Source organism: Amycolatopsis sp. 195334CR, assembly GCF_017309385.1.
Lineage (GTDB): Bacteria > Actinomycetota > Actinomycetes > Mycobacteriales > Pseudonocardiaceae > Amycolatopsis.
In genome coordinates, this window is the sequence record NZ_JAFJMJ010000002.1 from 1,814,496 (window position 1) to 1,832,015 (window position 17,520).

At 72.2% G+C, this 17,520-nt stretch carries 21 protein-coding genes; 16 read left to right on the forward strand and 5 right to left on the reverse strand.

Annotated elements, in window-relative coordinates; all coding sequences use genetic code 11:
* The first annotated feature begins 6 nt into the window (after positions 1 to 6).
* The 4 genes from JYK18_RS31565 (at position 7) to JYK18_RS31580 (ending at position 2,511) form a co-directional block, all read left to right on the forward strand.
* A complete protein-coding gene (locus JYK18_RS31565) occupies positions 7 to 222 on the forward strand; it encodes a bacteriophage holin (RefSeq protein ID WP_242583425.1) in 216 nt (71 codons plus the stop codon).
* A gap of 11 nt (positions 223 to 233) precedes the next feature.
* Complete coding sequence (tatA, locus tag JYK18_RS31570; RefSeq protein ID WP_206807069.1) at positions 234 to 557, forward strand: Sec-independent protein translocase subunit TatA; 324 nt, start codon at positions 234 to 236, stop codon at positions 555 to 557.
* Positions 558 to 664: 107 nt separating this feature from the next.
* Entirely contained in the window at positions 665 to 1,633 is a 969-nt protein-coding gene (tatC, locus tag JYK18_RS31575) for a twin-arginine translocase subunit TatC (RefSeq protein ID WP_307796141.1), read from the forward strand.
* Positions 1,633 to 2,511, forward strand: coding sequence for a diacylglycerol kinase family protein (locus tag JYK18_RS31580; protein ID WP_206807070.1), 879 nt, complete (start codon positions 1,633 to 1,635; stop codon positions 2,509 to 2,511). Before tatC ends, JYK18_RS31580 begins: the two co-directional genes overlap by 1 nt.
* On the opposite strand, the gene JYK18_RS31585 is transcribed toward JYK18_RS31580, so the two are convergent.
* A complete protein-coding gene (locus tag JYK18_RS31585; protein ID WP_206807071.1) occupies positions 2,499 to 3,098 on the reverse strand; it encodes a hypothetical protein in 600 nt (199 codons plus the stop codon). The genes JYK18_RS31580 and JYK18_RS31585 overlap by 13 nt on opposite strands.
* A gap of 81 nt (positions 3,099 to 3,179) precedes the next feature.
* Between JYK18_RS31585 and JYK18_RS31590 the strand changes: the two genes are divergently transcribed.
* The 5 genes from JYK18_RS31590 (at position 3,180) to JYK18_RS31610 (ending at position 9,869) form a co-directional block, all read left to right on the forward strand.
* Complete coding sequence (locus tag JYK18_RS31590; protein WP_206807072.1) at positions 3,180 to 5,942, forward strand: RNA helicase; 2,763 nt, start codon at positions 3,180 to 3,182, stop codon at positions 5,940 to 5,942.
* 101 nt (positions 5,943 to 6,043) lie between these two features.
* Positions 6,044 to 6,784 carry a DUF4333 domain-containing protein gene (locus JYK18_RS31595; protein WP_206807073.1) on the forward strand — a complete coding sequence of 247 codons (741 nt, stop codon included), beginning with the start codon at positions 6,044 to 6,046 and terminating at the stop codon, positions 6,782 to 6,784.
* Between the two features lie 61 nt (positions 6,785 to 6,845).
* Complete coding sequence (locus JYK18_RS31600; protein WP_206807074.1) at positions 6,846 to 8,054, forward strand: GNAT family N-acetyltransferase; 1,209 nt, start codon at positions 6,846 to 6,848, stop codon at positions 8,052 to 8,054.
* 33 nt (positions 8,055 to 8,087) lie between these two features.
* Complete coding sequence (locus tag JYK18_RS31605) at positions 8,088 to 8,477, forward strand: DUF4333 domain-containing protein (protein ID WP_206807075.1); 390 nt, start codon at positions 8,088 to 8,090, stop codon at positions 8,475 to 8,477.
* A gap of 171 nt (positions 8,478 to 8,648) precedes the next feature.
* Entirely contained in the window at positions 8,649 to 9,869 is a 1,221-nt protein-coding gene (locus JYK18_RS31610; protein ID WP_206807076.1) for a GNAT family N-acetyltransferase, read from the forward strand.
* A 9-nt stretch (positions 9,870 to 9,878) separates the two neighbouring features.
* On the opposite strand, the gene JYK18_RS31615 is transcribed toward JYK18_RS31610, so the two are convergent.
* Positions 9,879 to 10,826 (reverse strand): 5'-3' exonuclease, encoded by a 948-nt coding sequence (locus JYK18_RS31615; RefSeq protein ID WP_206807077.1) that lies wholly within the window; start codon positions 10,824 to 10,826, stop codon positions 9,879 to 9,881.
* Positions 10,827 to 10,930: 104 nt separating this feature from the next.
* Here JYK18_RS31615 and JYK18_RS31620 point away from each other — a divergent pair, with 104 nt between their 5' ends.
* The 6 genes from JYK18_RS31620 to JYK18_RS31645 are packed head-to-tail and all read left to right on the forward strand — an operon-like array spanning position 10,931 to position 14,885.
* A complete protein-coding gene (locus tag JYK18_RS31620; RefSeq protein WP_242582296.1) occupies positions 10,931 to 11,500 on the forward strand; it encodes a helix-turn-helix domain-containing protein in 570 nt (189 codons plus the stop codon).
* Positions 11,497 to 12,717: an MFS transporter gene (locus JYK18_RS31625; protein WP_206807079.1), complete on the forward strand. Its 1,221-nt coding sequence runs from the start codon at positions 11,497 to 11,499 to the stop codon at positions 12,715 to 12,717. The genes JYK18_RS31620 and JYK18_RS31625 overlap by 4 nt, the downstream gene beginning before the upstream one ends.
* A gap of 10 nt (positions 12,718 to 12,727) precedes the next feature.
* Complete coding sequence (locus JYK18_RS31630; protein ID WP_206807080.1) at positions 12,728 to 13,864, forward strand: Xaa-Pro peptidase family protein; 1,137 nt, start codon at positions 12,728 to 12,730, stop codon at positions 13,862 to 13,864.
* Positions 13,861 to 14,313, forward strand: a complete 453-nt coding sequence (locus tag JYK18_RS31635) for an Lrp/AsnC family transcriptional regulator (RefSeq protein ID WP_206807081.1) — start codon at positions 13,861 to 13,863, stop codon at positions 14,311 to 14,313. The genes JYK18_RS31630 and JYK18_RS31635 overlap by 4 nt, the downstream gene beginning before the upstream one ends.
* A gap of 31 nt (positions 14,314 to 14,344) precedes the next feature.
* Positions 14,345 to 14,599: a hypothetical protein gene (locus tag JYK18_RS31640; RefSeq protein ID WP_206807082.1), complete on the forward strand. Its 255-nt coding sequence runs from the start codon at positions 14,345 to 14,347 to the stop codon at positions 14,597 to 14,599.
* Positions 14,586 to 14,885: a hypothetical protein gene (locus JYK18_RS31645; RefSeq protein ID WP_206807083.1), complete on the forward strand. Its 300-nt coding sequence runs from the start codon at positions 14,586 to 14,588 to the stop codon at positions 14,883 to 14,885. Before JYK18_RS31640 ends, JYK18_RS31645 begins: the two co-directional genes overlap by 14 nt.
* Here the strand turns inward: JYK18_RS31645 and JYK18_RS31650 are convergent.
* Together JYK18_RS31650 and JYK18_RS31655 are read right to left on the reverse strand one after the other, a co-directional pair.
* Positions 14,882 to 15,232 carry an MmcQ/YjbR family DNA-binding protein gene (locus JYK18_RS31650; protein ID WP_206808235.1) on the reverse strand — a complete coding sequence of 117 codons (351 nt, stop codon included), beginning with the start codon at positions 15,230 to 15,232 and terminating at the stop codon, positions 14,882 to 14,884. The two genes, JYK18_RS31645 and JYK18_RS31650, sit on opposite strands and share 4 nt — an antisense overlap.
* 41 nt (positions 15,233 to 15,273) lie before the next feature.
* Positions 15,274 to 15,873 carry a TetR/AcrR family transcriptional regulator gene (locus JYK18_RS31655; protein WP_206807084.1) on the reverse strand — a complete coding sequence of 200 codons (600 nt, stop codon included), beginning with the start codon at positions 15,871 to 15,873 and terminating at the stop codon, positions 15,274 to 15,276.
* A gap of 61 nt (positions 15,874 to 15,934) precedes the next feature.
* Here JYK18_RS31655 and JYK18_RS31660 point away from each other — a divergent pair, with 61 nt between their 5' ends.
* Entirely contained in the window at positions 15,935 to 16,597 is a 663-nt protein-coding gene (locus JYK18_RS31660; RefSeq protein WP_206807085.1) for an SGNH/GDSL hydrolase family protein, read from the forward strand.
* A 38-nt stretch (positions 16,598 to 16,635) separates the two neighbouring features.
* On the opposite strand, the gene JYK18_RS31665 is transcribed toward JYK18_RS31660, so the two are convergent.
* Positions 16,636 to 17,514 carry a MurR/RpiR family transcriptional regulator gene (locus tag JYK18_RS31665; protein WP_206807086.1) on the reverse strand — a complete coding sequence of 293 codons (879 nt, stop codon included), beginning with the start codon at positions 17,512 to 17,514 and terminating at the stop codon, positions 16,636 to 16,638.
* Positions 17,515 to 17,520 lie beyond the last annotated feature (6 nt).

Below are 17,520 nucleotides of genomic sequence, written 5' to 3' on the forward strand. Positions count from 1 at the left end.
TCCTACATGCTGAGCATCGTGCTCGTGGTGATCGGGCTCGTCCTGCTCGCGGCCGTGGCGATTCGCCTGCGTCGAGGCTTGCGCACGCTCCGTCGCACCACCAGCATGGTGACTACGGCTGCCGGTGACCGTGCTGGTTTGCTGCGGGCGCGGTCGGCCGCGCTCGGAGTCGCCTTCGCGCAAAGGCGAGGCCCGCGTAAGATCCACACGATAGAGCGATAGGGAGGCCAGAGATGAACGCTCTGCAGCCGTGGCACCTGATCATCCTGGTTTTGGTCGTCGTCCTGCTGTTCGGTGCCAAGCGCCTGCCGGACGCGGCGCGGTCGATCGGCAAGTCGATGAAGATCTTCAAGGCCGAGACCAAGGACCTCAAGGACAAGGACGCGCCGGAGGCGCAGGCCGAGACCGCCACCCCGGCCACCGAGGCCAAGGCGCTGCCGCAGACCCCGGCGGGCACCGACAAGCAGGTCGCCGACCTGCAGCGGCAGCTCGACGAGCTGAAGAAGCAGCAGCCGGCCACCACCCCGTCGGACAACACGCCGAAGAGCGCGGGCTGACGCCGCGCGCGCGTGGCACCGGCGGAGGCCGCCGTTCGCGGTGCCACGCCGGTGCTGTCCCGTACTTTCTCCAGTCCCTGTTGTAGCGCAGAAGAACGGACCCCGTAGTGGCGGACGAGGGCACCACCCGCAGGAGCAAGCGGCGCCGGCGGAGCCGCCGGCACAACCCCGACGGCACGATGACGCTCATCGAGCACATCTACGAGTTCCGCAGGCGGCTCGGGTACGCGCTGCTGGCCATCCTCGGCGGCGGTGTCTTCGGGTTCATCTGGTTCGCGGTCAAGCTCGGGCCGATCCCGTCCCTCGGTGACATCATCACCGCCCCGTACTGCGCATTGCCCGCCGACGTGCGGATCGAGTTCCAGGACCGCGGCTGCACGCTGCTGCAGACCCAGCCGTTCGAAGCCTTCATGATCCAGTTGAAGGTGGGCATCGTGGCCGGCATGGTGCTGGTCGCGCCGCTGTGGCTGTACCAGCTGTGGGCGTTCATCGCGCCGGGCCTGTACTCGAAGGAACGCAAGTACGCGATGACCTTCGTCGGCTTCGCGAGCATCCTGTTCGCGGCCGGCGCCTACCTCGCGTTCTTCCTCATCCCCGGGGCGCTGGCGCTGCTCGTCGGCTTCGGTGGCGACGAGTTCGCCACCGCGCTGGCCGGTGACAAGTACATCTCGTTCGTGCTCTCGCTGCTGCTCATCTTCGGCGTCAGCTTCGAACTGCCGCTGCTGATCGTGATGCTGAACCAGGTGGGCGTGCTCAAGTACGCCCAGCTGAAGAAGTGGCGCCGCGGCATCATCTTCGCCTTGTTCGTCTTCGCCGCCTTCGCCACGCCGGGCAACGACCCGTTCTCCATGCTGGCGCTGGCCGGGGCGCTGACCCTGCTCTGCGAGGTGGCCATCCAGATCTCGCGGTTCCACGACCGCAAGCTGGACAAGGTCCGCCAGGACGAGGGCTGGGACCAGCTCGACGACGACGAGGCCGCGCCCTTCGAGTACACGCCGAGCAGCATCGACGAGCCGGAGCCGGTGCCCGCCGACAAGGGCAAGCGCGGCAAGTCGGCCACGGACGACATCACGTAGTGGCCGGGCACGCGGCGCTGGCCGTGCACCCGGCCTCCGGTCACGGCGCCGCCGCGCGCATCGCGGGCCGGGTGGCCGAGCGCCTGCGCGCCGGGGTCGACCGGCTGGACCTGCTGGTGGCGACCACGGTCGAGGAGTCGCGGGCGCTGATGCACTCGTCGGCCGCGGCCGGGCTCGACCTGCTGGTGGTGCTCGGCGGGGACGGTGCCGCGCACCAGGGCGTGCAGTTCTGCGCCGGGCGTGAGGTGCGGCTCGGCCTGGTCCCGGCGGGTACCGGCAACGACTTCGCCCGCGCGCTCGGCGTCCCGGACGATCCGCTGGCCGCCGCCGACGCGGTGGTCAGCGGGGGAGAGCGGCGCGTCGACCTCGGCCGGGTGGATGACGCGTGGTTCGGCACGGTGCTGTGCGCCGGGTTCGACGCGCTGGTCAGCGAACGGGCCAACCGGCTGCGCTGGCCGGACGGGCCGCGCCGCTACGACCTGGCGATCGTCGCCGAACTGGCCGCGTTCCGGCCGAAACCGCTCCGGGTGCGCACCGAGCACGTCACGCTGGAGCTCGAAGCGACCATGGTGGCCATCGGCAACACGCCGTTCTACGGCGGCGGCATCCCGATCTGCCCGGATGCGCGGCCGGACGACGGCCTGTTCGACGTGACCGTGGTGGGCCGCGCGAGCCGCGTCGAGCTGGTGCGCATGCTGCCGAAGCTGCGGGCGGGCAAGCACGTCGACCACCCGGCGGTGCAGACACTGCGGGCGAGCGAGGTGGTGCTCGACGGCACGGACTGGCCCGCCTACGCCGACGGGGAACCCCAGGGCGCGCTGCCGCGCACCGTGCGCTGCGTCCCCGGCGCGCTGCGGCTGGCCGGTCAGACGCGGTAGTCGCCGATCTGCCACAGGTACGCGCGGAACGCGTGCAGCGGGATGACCTGGTCGGTCTCCGGGAAGAAGACCATGCCGCAGCGGTGGCAGAACCAGGCGCGCGACCACACGTCGAGCACCCGCTGCGAACCCTGGCGCATCTGCGTGTTCGCCCGGCTTCGGTGGGCGTACTGGAGGAAGCCTAGTACCGACATGCCCAGGCCGAGCGCGGGCCAGATCCAGGTCCAGAACTGGCCGATGACGCTGATGTGCTCGGAGGCCACGGTGAGCGAGAGCGCGACGATGCCGGCCAGGCCGGTGAAGATGGTGGCGAGCACGGCCAGCACCAGGTACCCGCTGGCCCCGCGGATCGGTGGCGCGGGGTTCAGCGCGGACGACACCGCGCTGGTCGCCACCCCGTGGTACGGCGTGGCGTAGCCGGTGGTCCCGGTGTAGGCCGGGCCGAGCCCCTGGTAGGAGACCCGGCCGCCCTGGTGCACCGCGGGCACGTGCTGGACCTGGTCCACCTCGCGGCACTGCGGGCAGGCGAGTGGTGACTGCGCGGTTTCCCCGGTGTCCATCGCGGCGGCCCCTCTCGAAGCGATCATGCCGATGAGATGTCGCGACCCCGCTCCCGGTTCCCGGCCTGCCGAATGCGCGCCGGCCGGGTGGTGTGAAACGCTGAGATCGTGTCCGACAGCTCCGCTCTCTCGCCCGCCGAAGCCTACGGCCGGGCCAGGCGCCGTTCCAGCTTTCCGCAGCTGACCAGGTTCGCCGCAGATTCCGCGTTCGTCTTCGACGACTTCCAGCTCCGCGGCTGCGAAGCACTGGAGGAGGGCCACGGCGTGCTGGTCTGCGCGCCGACCGGGGCCGGGAAGACGGTGGTCGGCGAGTTCGCTGTGCACCTGGCCCTCGCCGAGGGCCGCAAGTGCTTCTACACCACGCCGATCAAGGCGCTGTCGAACCAGAAGTACGCCGACCTGGTGGCCCGGCACGGCAGCGACGCGGTCGGCCTGCTCACCGGCGACACCGCGATCAACGGCAGCGCGCAGATCGTGGTGATGACCACCGAGGTCCTGCGCAACATGCTCTACGCCGGGTCGTCGACCATCGACGAGCTGGCCTACGTGGTGATGGACGAGGTGCACTACCTCGCCGACCGGTTTCGCGGCGCGGTCTGGGAGGAGGTCATCCTGCACCTGCCCGAGCACGTGCGCGTGGTCGGGCTGTCCGCGACGGTGAGCAACGCCGAGGAGTTCGGCGAGTGGCTGGTCGCGGTGCGCGGGGACACCACCGTGGTGGTCGACGAGCACCGCCCGGTGCCGCTGTGGCAGCACATGCTGGTCGGCGGCCGGATGCTGGACCTGTTCGCCGGCGACAGCGGGCGCGACACCGAACTGCAGATGAACCCGACGCTGCTGCGCCGCGTGGAGGACGTCGGCGCGCGGTTCTCCACGCCGTACGCGCTGCGGCACGGACGCGGCCGCCGTGGCGCGCCGCCGCGCGGGCCGCGGTTCCGGCCGCCGTCGCGGGTCGAGGTGGTCGAGCAGCTCGACGGCGCCGGCCTGCTCCCGGCGATCGTGTTCATCTTCTCGCGCGCGGGCTGCGACGCCGCGGTGGCGCAGTGCGCCCGCTCCGGCCTGCGGCTGAACACCCCCGAGGAGGCCGCCGAGGTCCGCCGGGTGATCTCCGCGCGCACCGGCGACCTGCCCGAGGGCGATCTGGGCGTGCTCGGTTTCTGGGAGTGGCGCGAGGCGCTGGAACAGGGCATCGCCGCCCACCACGCGGGCCTGCTCCCGGCGTTCAAGGAAACCGTCGAGGAGCTGTTCGTCCGCGGCCTGGTCAAGGTCGTGTTCGCCACCGAGACGCTGGCGCTGGGCATCAACATGCCCGCGCGCACGGTGGTGCTGGAGAAGCTGGTCAAGTACAACGGCGAAGCCCACGTCGACCTCACGCCCGGCGAGTACACGCAGCTGACCGGCCGCGCCGGCCGCCGCGGGATCGACGTCGAGGGGCACGCGGTGGTGGTGTGGCAGCCCGGCGTGGACCCGAAGCAGGTCGCCGGACTCGCCTCGACCCGGACCTACCCGCTGCGGTCCTCGTTCCGGCCCGGCTACAACATGGCCATCAACCTGGTCGCCCAGCTCGGCGCCGAGGACGCCCGCGCGCTGCTGGAGCAGTCGTTCGCGCAGTTCCAGGCGGACCGGTCGGTGGTCGGCACGGCCCGGCGGATCGAGAAGAACACCGAGGCGCTCAAGGGCTACCGCGAGGCGATCACCGGCGACTTCGACGAGATGCTGTCCTATGTGGAGCTTCGGAAGAAGATCTCCGACCGGGAGAAGGCGCTGGTCCGGCAGAACACCTCGGCCCGTCGCGCGCAAACCACCGCCTCGCTGGAGAAACTGCGCAAGGGCGACGTGATCGCGGTGCCGCAGGGCCGCCGCGCCGGACTGGCCGTGGTGGTCGATCCGGGGCTCGACCCGCTGCGGGAACCGCGGCCGGTGGTGGTCACCGAGGACCGCTGGTCCGGTCCGCTGTCGGTGGCCGACTTCCCGGCGCCGGTGGAGGCGCTGGGCCGGATCCGGCTGCCCAAGCACGTCGAGCTGCGCTCGCCGAAGACCCGCCGCGACATCGCCTCCAGCCTGCGCAACGCCGGGATTTCCCCGCCGGGGCGCGGAAAGCGGCGCGCGGGAGCGAACGACGACGGTGAGCTGGCCGCGTTGCGCCGGGCCCTGCGCGCGCACCCGAGCCACGGTCTCGCCGAGCGCGAGGCGAACCTGCGCTGGGTCGAGCGCTACCAGCGGCTCGCCGCGGAGAACACCCAGCTGGAGCGGAAGGTCGCGGCCACGACGCACTCGCTGGCCCGTGCCTTCGACCGGATCCTGCGGCTGCTCTCGGAACGCGGTTACCTCAGCGACGACAAGGAAGCGCCGGTCAACGAGCACGGCAGGCGGCTGGCGCGGCTCTACAGCGAGTCCGACCTGCTCGCCGCGGAGTGCATCCGCCACGACGTGTGGTCCGGGCTCAACCCGGCCGAACTGGCCGCGGTGGTCTCCACGCTGGTCTTCGAGGCGCGCCGCGATTCCGCCGGTGAGCCGAGGCTGCCGCAGGGCGCGGTGACCAAGGCCTGGCAGGAGACCGTCCGCCTGTGGTCGGACCTGGCCGAGGACGAGCGCAGGCACCGGCTCGACCGCACGCGCGAGCCGGACGCCGGGTTCGCCTGGCCGGTCTACCGGTGGGCGCGCGGGGAATCGCTGGAGAAGGTGCTGACCTCGGCCGAGGCCAACGGCCAGGAACTCTCCGCCGGGGACTTCGTGCGCTGGTCACGGCAGGTCATCGACATCCTGGACCAGATCAGGGTGGTGCTCGGCAAGTCCGATCCGGTGGGCGCCACGGCGGCCGAGGCGGTGCGCGCGGTGCGCCGCGGGGTGGTCGCGGCGGGCGCGGGCTGAGCTCCGGCCTGATCGAGGGGGCCATTCGTTACGTGAATTGCACCCCGGCCTGTGGTTGGATCGCCGGGGACAGGCACACCGGAATTTCGCGGAGGCGAGAGATGAGCACGCCGTACGGCGGCAACGACCCCCAGCAGTGGGCCCAGCAGCAGCCGGGCTATGGCGGGGGAGCACCGCAGGGCACGCCATCGGGCGGCTTCCCCGCCCAGCCACCGCAGCAGCCCGGTTACCCGCAGCAGGGCGGCTACCCGCAGCAGCCCGCCTACGACCCGAACCAGCAGCAGGGCTACCCGCCGCAGTACGGGCAGCAGCCGGGTGGTTATCCGCAGCAGCAGCCCGGGTACGACCCGAACCAGCAGCAACAGCAGCAGCAGCCGTACGACCCGAACCAGCAGCAGTACGCCCAGCCGCAGCAGCCGGGCTACCCGCAGACCGGGCCGCAGCCGCAGTACGGGCAGACCGCGCAGTACGACTTCCAGCAGCAGGGCTACCCCGGCCAGCCGCAGCCGGAGGGGCCGAAGAAGAAGTCCGGCAAGGGCCTGTGGATCGGCCTCGGCGCGGTGGTGGTGATCGCGCTGGTCGCGGTGGCGCTGCTGGTCTGGCCCGCGCCGTTCAACAAGAAGGTCTTCGACAACGTCGCCATGCAGGACGCGGTGAAGAAGGTGCTCACCGACAACTACCAGGTGCAGGGCGTCGAAGGGGTGACCTGCCCGGAGAGCAAGGAAGTCAAGAACGGCACCGGGTTCGACTGCGAGGCCAAGATCGGCGGGGACACCAAGACGGTGCCGATCAAGGTGGTCAACGAGGAGGACGGCACCTACGAGGTCGGCACGCCCAAGTAGCCGGGTGGCGCACGTCTAATTGGGTGGCACCGGCCGCCCGGTGACGACGAGGATCGACCCCATGAGTGACTTCACCCCGCGCGTGCTCGGCGCGGACGAACTGCGGGCGGCGAACCAGCTGTTCCGCGCGGCACTGCACCTGCCACCCTCCGGTGACGAGGAGTGGGAGCGCACCGGGTCCCGGGTCTACCAGCCCGGTCGCACGCTCGGCGTGTTCGGCGCCGGTGACGAGCGGCCGGTCGGCACCGCGCGCTCGATGGACGCCGAGCTGACCGTGCCGGGCGGGCGGCGGCTGCCGTGTGCCGCGGTCACCGGCGTCGGGGTGCGGCAGGACCGCACGCGCCGCGGGGTGCTCAGCGAGCTGATCCGCACGCAGTTCGAGGACTTCACCGCGCGCGGCGTGCCGTTCGCCGGGTTGTACGCCACCGAAGGCCGCATCTACGGCCGGTACGGCTACGGCGTGACCACCGTGGCCCGTTCGTACACAGTGGACACGAAGCGGGCGGCGCTGCGCCAGGAAGTGCCGCGTGGCGGGGAAATCGAGCTGCTGGACGTGGACGCGGCGATCGAGCGCCTGCCGGGGATCTACGCGTCGCTGCCCGCGCACGGGGCCGGGCACCTGACCAGGGGCGACGCGTGGTGGGCCGGTTGCGAGGCCGGTTTCCGCCGCAGTGAGAAGCCGATCGTCACCGTGGTGCACCACGGCGAATCCGGTCCGGACGGGTTCGCCAGCTACTACGCCGACCGCGCCTTCGACAGCGAAAGCGTGCTGCACCTGGAAATGCTGCACGCGGGGAACGACGCGGCGCGCGGCGGGCTCTGGCGCTACCTGACCGGCGTGGACCTGATCGACCAGATCGACGCGCCGTACCGGGGTGCGGGCGATCCGCTGCCGCTGCTGTTCGAGGATCCCCGCAGTGCCAAGGTTTCCGCCGCGCCGGACGAGCTGTGGCTGCGGCTGGTCGACGTGCCCGCCGCGCTGGCCGCGCGGGCCTACGGGCCGGGTTCGCTGGTGCTCGAGGTGACCGACGCGGTGCTCCCGGCGAACGCCGGCCGGTACCTGATCGACGGCGGGGAGGTCACCCGCACCGACCGCCCGGCGCAGCTGCGCGTCGGGGTGGCGGAGCTGGCGATGCTCTACCTCGGCACGTGGACGGCCACCGCGCTCGCGGCGGCGGGCCGGGCCGAGGCGCTGGACGCGACCGGCCCCGCGCTCGCGGACGACCTCTTCGGCACGCGGACCGCCGCCTGGTGCGGTACTTTCTTCTGACCTTGCCGATCATCGAACAGCGGGGGTGCGTGCGTGCGGTTGCGCCTACTCGGATGGGGTCTCGCGGCGGTGCTGCTGGCCGGATCGCAGGCGGGCTGTGAAAGCGCACCCGAGTTACCGCCGACGCCGACCGCCGGCTCGTCCGTTCCACCCGCGGCCGTCACCACCACCTCGCCCACCCCGGTGAGCTTCAGCCCGCAGCCGAAGCTCTTCGACCACGGCGCGGTGGCGCAGGGCGTGCGCCAGGTGCTCACGCAGAGCTTCGAGGTGACCGACCTCGGCGCGGTGATCTGCCCGCCCGCCCAGCCGGTGCGGGCCGGGCACACCTTCGACTGCCAGGCCCAGATCGGTGCGGAACAGCGGACCGTCCCGATCACCGTGAAGACCGACGAGGGCGAATATGAAGTTGGTGCCCCCGGCTAGGCGCAGTCCGGCGAGTCCCGCTCGCGGTCTCCGCGCCCAGGCGGCCCCTGGCGGCACGGGCGGATCGGCCGAGTACGGCCAGTACGAGGCCGACCCGCCCGCACCGCCAGGAACCACCTGGATCACGAAGCCCATCGACCGGACTCACCAGACAGCGCCTAGATTCGGATCATGAACGATCTGAACGTCCGGGCGATCACCGAGGCGGAGCGGCGGGTGGTCTACGGCCTGCTGGTCGAGGCACTGCACGCCGCCCCGCCCGATGACGCCACCTGGGGCAAGGTCGAGGGCTCGTTCCCGGCCGACCGCAAGCTGGCCGCCTTCGACGGCGAAACCCCCGTCGGCTTGACCAGTTCGTTCGCCACCTCGATCGCCGTGCCCGGCGGGAAGACGCTGCCCGCGGCGGCGGTCGACGGGGTGGCCGTGCGGGCCGACCACACCCGCCGCGGGGTGGTCACCTCGCTGCTGACCGAGCAGCTGCGCGACTGCCTGCGCCGCGGTGACCTGATCGCCGCGCTGCACGCCAGCGAGGCGACCATCTACGGGCGGTTCGGCTACGGCGCGGCCGTGCTCGGCCAGAGCCTGCGGATCGTCAACGCCCGGGCGTCCCTGCGCCCCGAAGCGCCGTCCAGCGGCCGGGTGCGGTTGCTCGACGGGGACGAGGCGATCACCCGGATCCCGGAGCTGTACCGGCGGATCGGACCACACCGGCCGGGCATGATCGAGCGCCCGGACCTGTGGTGGCCCGCCTACCACAACCGCCTGGTGCGCGCGGGCGGCGGAGAACACCGCGTCGCCGTGCACACCGGGCCCGGCGGCGAGGACGGCTTCGTCGTCTTCCGCACCAGCAACCAGCAGGCCTACGACGAGCCCGACTTCAAGGTCGTGCTCGAGGTCCGCGACCTGCACGCCGCCGATCCCGCCGCCACGACGGACCTGTGGCGGTTCCTGATCGGCATGGACCTCGTCGCCGAGATCCGCGCGCCGGCGCGTCCGGTCGACGAACCCCTGCGCGCACTCCTCACCGACGCCCGCGCGGTGCAGACGACCGGCGTGGAGGACCACAACTGGCTTCGCCTGCTGGACGCGGGCGCGGCGCTGAACGCGCGTACCTACCGCGACGCGCCGCCCGTGGTGCTCGGCCTCGAAGACAGGCTGCTGCCGGAGAACACCGGCGCTTACCGGATCTCCGCTGACGGCGTCACCAGGACCGATGCCCCCGCGCAGCTCCAGCTGACCGCCGAGGCGCTGGCGATGCTGTACCTGGGGGAGTGGACGGCGAGCGCGCTCGCCGGGGCGGGCCGGATCACCGTCACCGATCCGGCCGCGCTGCCCGCCGCGGACGAACTCTTCCGCGTCGGCGTCCGCCCCTGGTGCGGTACGTACTTCTGACCCGGGGGCCTACTCCTGGCCGGCGGCCACCGGCAGCGCCTTGAGCAGGCGGTCCACCGAGGTGCCCAGGCCCCACCGCTCCGCCAGCTCGGCGACCCTGGCCGGGTCGGCGGGCTCGGCGGGCACGCGGTCCGGGCGCGACATCTTCACCGGCGCGTCCGCGGCCACGCGCACCACGGTCGGCGCGGCGGCCAGGTACTCGGCCGACTCGGTCAGCCGGATGCGGGTCTTGAGCGGCAGGCCCTTGTCCGCGGTGCGCCCGGCCTCGATCAGCGCTTCGAGCGAGCCGTACTGGGTGATCAGCTTCGCCGCGGTCTTCTCGCCGATGCCGGGCACGCCGGGCAGGCCGTCGGACGGGTCGCCGCGCAGGGCGGCCATGTCGGCGTAGGCCGCGCCCGCGTTCTCCACCGGCACGTTGTACTTCGCCGCCAGCGCCGCCGGGTCGAGGATCTCCTTCTTCATCCAGCCGCGCCCGACGTAGACCACCTTCGCCGGGGTCGGCTCGTCGCGCACCAGCTGGAACAGGTCGCGGTCGCCGGTGATCACCTCGACCGGTGACTCGCTCTCGTGCACGGTCAGCGCGCCGATCACGTCGTCGGCCTCGTAACCCGCCGCCTCGGCGGTGGCCAGGCCGACCGCCTCCAGCAGGTCGAGGATGATCGGTACCTGCGGGCTGAGCGTGTCCGGCACCTCCTCGGCGTTGACCTCCTCGTCGGCCACCCGGTGCGTCTTGTAGGTGGGCAGCAGGTCCACCCGGAACTGGGGCCGCCAGTCGGCGTCGAGGCAGGCGACCAGCCGTGACGGCTTCCGCTCGGTCAGGATGCGCGCGACGGTGTCGGTGAACCCGCGCACGGCGTTCACCGGGGTGCCGTCCGGCGCGGTCATCGACTCGGGAACGCCGTAGAAGGCGCGGAAGTAGAGGCTGGCGGAGTCCAGCAGGGCCAGGGGTGCGGTCACCCGCAACAGCCTGCCACGAAACCGCGGCCGGGGTTCTCCCGGATTGCCCGGTTGATCGCAGAGAACTCTTTGCAGAGAATCCTCTGCGGTCTAGCATGGGGCCCATGCCGAGGAAGACCACCGAGCTGACCGCGCGGACGCTGCGCGCGCTGGCGCACCCGCTGCGGATGCGCCTGCTCGAACTGCTCCGCGTCGACGGCCCCGCGACCGCCTCCGGGCTGGGCAAGCGGCTGGGGGAGAGCTCGGGCACCACGAGCTGGCACCTGCGCCAGCTCGCCGAGCACGGGTTCGTCGAGGAGGACACCGAACGCGGCAACCGCCGTGAACGCTGGTGGCGCGCGGTCCACGAGAGCCACCGCCTCAACGCGAACCAGTTCGCCGGCGACCCCGAACTCGCCGGGCCGCTGAACGCGTACCTGATGACTGCGCTCGAACGCCGCTACGAACGGGAGGTCCGCTTCTTCGGCGAGGCCGACAAGTGGCGCGAATCCTGGGGCGACGCACCGAATTTCAGCGACTACAACCTCTCGCTCACCCCGGACGAGGCGCAGGCGCTGTCCGCCGAGGTGGACGCGCTGATCGACCGCTACCGGCGCGAACCGAGGGAGGGCGACAGCACCGCGGTCGCGCACTGGGCCGTCTTCCCGCGCGACCACCACCCGGAGCAGCCGTGAATCGGCCGCTCATCGCGCTGGTCGCGGCCACCGCGGTCTCCTCGGCGGGCGCGGCGATGACCCTGGTCGCCGTGCCGTGGTTCGTGCTGCACACCACCGGCAGCGGCGCGCAGACCGGCATGGTGGCCGCGGCCGAGGCGCTCGGCCTGCTGCTCTCGGTCGCGCTGGCCGGGCCGCTGGTCGACCGGTACGGCGCCCGCCGGATGAGCGCGCTGGCCGACCTGTTCACCGCGGTCTCGGTGGCCGCGATCCCGGTGGTGCACGGCACGCTGGGACTCTCGTTACCGGTGCTGATGTTGCTCTCGCTGGCGATCGGCGCGGGACGGGCCCCGGCGCGCACGGCCAAGCAGGTGCTGCTGCCCGTGACCGGCGCGTCGATCGCACGCGGGGCGAGCGCGCAGGAAGCGGTGCAGCGGCTCGGTGATCTGCTCGGCGCGCCCGCCGGCGGGGTGCTGATCGCCCTGCTGAGCCCGCCGCCGGTGCTGCTGCTCGACGCCGCCACGCTGGTCGCCGCCTCCGCGCTGGTCGGTTTCTTCGTCCCAAAAGGACGGTCGAACGGCACGCGTGACCAACCCGGTTATCTGCGGGAACTGCGGGAATCCGCGGTCGCCCTCCGGCGGGACCGGCTGCTGCTGTCGCTGTGCCTGCTGTGCGCGGGCACGAACGCGCTCGGCATCGGCCTGTTCACCGTGCTGCTGCCCGCCTACGGCACGATGGTGTGGCACGACAGCACGATCGTGGGCCTGGTGATCGCCGCGAGCGGGGCCGGTGGCCTGCTCGGCTCGCTGCTGTTCGGCTGGCTCGGCCCGCGCTGGCGCCGGTGGCCCACCTTCACCGCCTGCTTCCTGCTCTGCGGCCCGCCCGCGTTCGTGCTGGTGGCCGCGGACCTGCCGCCCGCGTTGCTGGTGGCCGCGATCGGGCTGACCGCGCTGGCGAACGGCCCGCTGAACCCGTTGATCGCCGGGGTGAAGTTCGACCGGGTGGCGCCCGAACTGCGCGGCCGGGTGTTCGGCGCGATCAGTTCGGTGGCGCTGGCCGCGATGCCGCTGGGCAACCTGCTCGCCGGCGTGCTGCTCGACGCCGCCGGGCTGCGGACCGCGCTGCTCGTGCTCGGCGGCGCGTACCTGCTGCTCACCTTGTGCCCGTTGCTGTTCCGGGTCTGGCGTCAGCTCGACGCGCCACCGCTGGTGAGCGGTCCGCCGGGTCCCGCAGGATAGGATCCGGGCCATGGCACGCCGATCCCTGCACACCCCAGCCCCCGACGCCCCCGCCCTGCGAGCCCGCCTCGACCGGGCGAAGCGAGCCGCGGCCGCCGCGGACACCGACGCACTGGTGATCGCGCCCGGATCGGACCTGCGGTACCTGATCGGCCAGGCGGGCGGCTCGTTCGAGCGGCTGACCGCGCTCGTGGTGCCCGCCGAGGGCACCCCGGCGCTGGTGGTGCCGAAGCTCGAGGCGCCGGGTTACGCCGACGTGCCCACCGACGCGCTGGGCGTCGAGGTGCACACCTGGGTCGACGGCGAGGACGCCTACCGGCTGGTGGCCGGCCTGCTCGGCAAGCCGGGCCGGGTCGCGGTCAGCGACTTCACCCCGGCGCTGCACGTGCTGGGCCTGCGCGAGGCGATCGCCGGGGCCGACCAGGTGCTGGCCGGTCCGGTGGTCCGCGAGCTGCGGATGCGCAAGGACGCCGCCGAGATCGCGTCGCTGCGCGAGGCGGGCGCGGCGATCGACCGCGTGCACGCGCGGATGGACGAATGGCTCAAGCCGGGCCGGACCGAGGCCGAGGTCGGCGCGGACATCGCCGCGGCGATCGTGGAGGAGGGGCACACCGAGGCGGCGTTCGTCATCGTCGGCTCCGGGCCGAACGGCGCCAGCCCGCACCACGACGTGTCGGACAAGGTGCTCGAGAACGGCGACGTGGTGGTCGTCGACATCGGCGGCCCGCTGCCCGACGGCTACAACTCCGACTCCACCCGCACCTACGTGCTCGGCAAGCCGCGTGACGCCGACGTCGCCGAGACCTACGCGGTGCTGCAGCGGGCGCAGCGGGCGGCCGTCGAAGCGGTGCGCCCCGGCGCGACCGCCGAGTCGATCGACGCCGCGGCCCGCGACCTGATCGCCGACGCCGGGTTCGGCGAGTACTTCATCCACCGCACCGGGCACGGCATCGGGCTCGACGTGCACGAGGAGCCGTACATCATCAAGGGCAACGCGCTGCCGCTGGAGCCGGGCATGGCCTTCAGCGTGGAGCCGGGCATCTACCAGTCCGGCCGCTGGGGCGCGCGCATCGAGGACATCGTGGTGGTCACCGAGACCGGGGTGGAGGCGGTGAACAACCGGCCGCACGAGCTGGTCGTGCTTTGACCGCCCCGCTGGAGCCGCTCGACCAGGCGATCGCGCGCGAACTGGCGGCCGACGGCCGGTGCAGCTTCACCGATCTCGCCGAGCGGGTCGGGTTGTCGGTGTCCGCGGTGCACCAGCGCGTCAAGCGGCTGGAGCAGCGCGGGGTGATCCGGGGGTACTCGGCGCGGCTGGACGGTGAGCAGATCGGCCTGCCGCTGACCGCGCTGATCTCGCTCACCCCGAACGACCCGGCCGCGCCGGACGACTACCCGACCCGCCTGCAGCACATCACCGAGATCGAGTCCTGCTACTCGGTGGCCGGCGACGAGTCCTACATCCTGCTGGTGCGGGTGGCCTCGCCGCTGGGGCTGGAGGACCTGTTGCGCCGGATCCGCGAGTCGGCGAAGGTGTCCACGCGGACCACGGTGGTGCTGTCCACCCCGTTCGAGGGCCGCTCGCCGACGCTATGACCGCCGCCCGCGGGCTGGTACGGTAAAAGGTATGGCAACACGTAAGGTCACCTTGTCGCTCGATGCCGGGGCGCTCGAGTTCGCCGAACGGGCCGCGAAGGCCCACGGCATCTCGGTCTCGTCCTGGCTGTCCAAAGCCGCCCGCCGGGAGGCCGTCCGCACCGGGTACACCCCGCACAGGCCGGCTGATCCGCAGGCCACCCCGACGAACGAGAACGAGGCACTGGCGCTGGCCGACGAGCTGGAGCGCGCCCGTGCGGAGGAGGACCTGCGTGCGGAGGGGTGAAGTCTGGACGTACCACCCCCCGACCGAACCGGCTCGTCAGCGCAACGTCCTGCTGCTGTCCTCGGACGGCGTGAACGACTCCGAGCGGCCGTGGCTGCTCGGCACCGAGCTGCTCGACCGCGATCCCCAGGACATCCTGGGTGTGGCGGTGGACGGGCGGTACTGGATCTCCACGCTCAACCTGACCCGGCTCTACCGGCCCTGGCTCGACGAACGCGTCGCCGAAGTGGGCTTGGACGTGCAGGAGCGCATCGACATCGCCCTGCGAGCCGCGCTGGACCTCTAACCCGCGGTGGGCCAGGGGGTCGCCTCGACGAGTTCCTCGGGGGCGGACAGGCGCCACGCCTCGTAGACCAGCTCGGCCAGCTCGTCGGCCTCGATCCCGGCCAGGTACACCACCACCCAGCCGAAGCCGCCGGTGGTGAACTGCACCTCGAACACCTCCGGCCGCTCGGCGACCAGCGCCTGCTGCTCGGACAGCGTCTGCTTCAGCCCGACCGTCTGCGTGCGCGGCCAGTAGTAACCGAACCGCTTGCCGCGCACGCTGTACGAGGTGTACTCGCTGCCCTTGCCACGCTGGATCTCGGCCAGCGCGTCCACCATGCGCTGGAACTCCTCGCTGCGCACACCCACGTCCCACACACCCCCAATGTCCAAGGGGGACCAGTCTAGGGTCAGGGCGCCTTCAGCAGGCCCGCCACCACCCGGCGGACCTTGTCCACCGCGTCCTCGTCGCCCAGGCGGAGCGCGGTGTTCGCGGCGCAGAGCACGGCGTCGAGCTGGAAGGCGGCGAGATCGGCGTCGAGCTCCTGGATCTCCCCGGCTTCGACGGCGGTCCGGAGTTCGCCGGCGAGCAGGTTCTGCCAGTCGCGCTGGTCGCGGAAGAGCGCGTCGCGGACCGGGCCCGGTTTGCTGTCGAACTCGGCCACGTTCGCGGCGCGGAAGCAGCCGCCGGGGAAGAGCGGCACGGTCACGTACCGGATCCACTGGTCGATCAGCGCCCGCAGCCGGTCGGCGCCCGGGGTGTGCCCGTCGGTGGGGCGGACCACGGCGTCAAGGAACGCTTTCCTGGCTGTCTCGACCGCGGCCAGTTGGAGCTTTTCCTTGGTGCCGAACAGGGTTTGCACCCCGCTCTTGCTCAGCCCGAGCCCGGTGGCGATGCGCCCGATGCTCATCGCGCCGAGCCCGTCGAGCGAGGCCATGTCCACCGCGTGGCGCACGATCATCTGCCGGGTGCGGGTGCCGCGGCGGAGCCGGCCGTCGGAGCTGGTCATCGGCTCATCCTGGCACAAAGCCCCTTGAGGAAACAATACGACCGGTCGTATGTTTAGTTTCATGACCGCCACGCTCACCGAGGGCACCGACCCCTTCTGCCTGTCCACCCCCGACGCGGCACGCCTGCTCGCCGGGGCGCCCTGGCGCCGGTTCGCCGCACTCGGCGACAGCCTGGCCGCGGGCACCGGCGGCCCGACCCCGGGTTACGCGCCCCTGCCCTGGCCCGACCGCGTGGCGGCCGCGCTGCGCGAGGTCCAGCCGTACCTCGTCTACCGCAACACCGGCACGGTCGGCGCCACCACCGGCCGGACGCTCGCGCGCCAACTCGGTGGCCTGCTGGCATTCGAGCCCGATTTGGTTCACCTTTCCTGCGGTGCCAACGATCTGTGGCGCCCGGAGCTGGATTTCGCCGCCGTCGAAGGAAATCTGCGGCAGTTGTTCGAGGCCGCCGCCGGAACCGGTGCGCGCCTGACCACGTTCACGCTCGGCCGAGCCTTCACCGTGCCGGGCGTTCCCGACTTCCCGGACCGAGTCGTGGCGCTCAACGCCCTGACCCGCACCATCGCCACCGACCACGACGCGCTGGTCATCGACATGTGGGACCACCCGGTGAACGACCGGCCCGACCTGCTCAGTGCCGATGGCATCCACTTCGCCGCCGCCGGACAGGCGGTGCTGGCCGCCGAAGTGATCCGAGCCCTGGCGGACCGGGGCTGGGCATGAAGCCGTTTCGCCTTGAAGCGCCGCTGCGAAAGCGCCGCCTAACCCTTGCTGGGCCGCCGGTGTAGTAGGTCGAAGCGGGACCACATGGCCTCCGCCGCTTCGATGGACTCGCTGGTCCGCGCGGCGTCCACCGCCGCCAGCTGGGCGACGATCGCTTGCACCAGCGCCATGCCGGCGGTCAGCGACGGGAAGAAGGTGACCCCCTCCGCCGGCACCATCAGCACCTGGTCCGCCGCCCCCGCCAGGGCCGGGCTCGCCGCGTCGGTGACCGCCAAAACCTTGGCACCGCGCCGTTTCGCCTCGTCGGCGGCGAGCACCGTACTCTCGTACAGGCGCCAGAAGCTGATCGCGACCAGTACATCCTCGGAACTCAGCTTCGCCGTGTGGTTGGCCAGTTCGGCGTCACCCGCCGTCACCGCCTGCACGTCGTAACCGGCGAGCCGCGCGTTGTGCGCGAAGGCGATCCCGACCGCCGCGTAGCTGCCGTCGGCGATGACGACGGTCCGCCGTGCGGCGGCGATCGAAGAAGCCACCGCCTTGATGGCCTCCTCGTCGAACCGGCGGTTCAGCAAAGCCAAACTGTCCAGGTCGCGACGCAACGAAGCCGAAGCGGGCGAGCCGACGCCGTTGTGCTCCTCGGCGACCTGCGGCGCGCTCAACGACGACAGGTACCGCGCCCGCAACTCCTGTTGCAGCGCGGGCCAGCCCGCGAAACCCAGCGCCTGCGCCGTCCGCGTCACCGTGGCCACGTTGACCCCGGCGAGCTGGGCCAGCTCGCCGGTCGAACCGAACGAAGCCCGGCGCGGCTGGGACACCAGGAGTTCCAGCACCGCCGCCGAGCGCGGGCGCAGGCCGCGCTCGGGCAGGCGCCCGCGGAGCCAGCTCTCCAGGCCGTCGTCGGCTTCGGTGTCCGTCACGCTGCC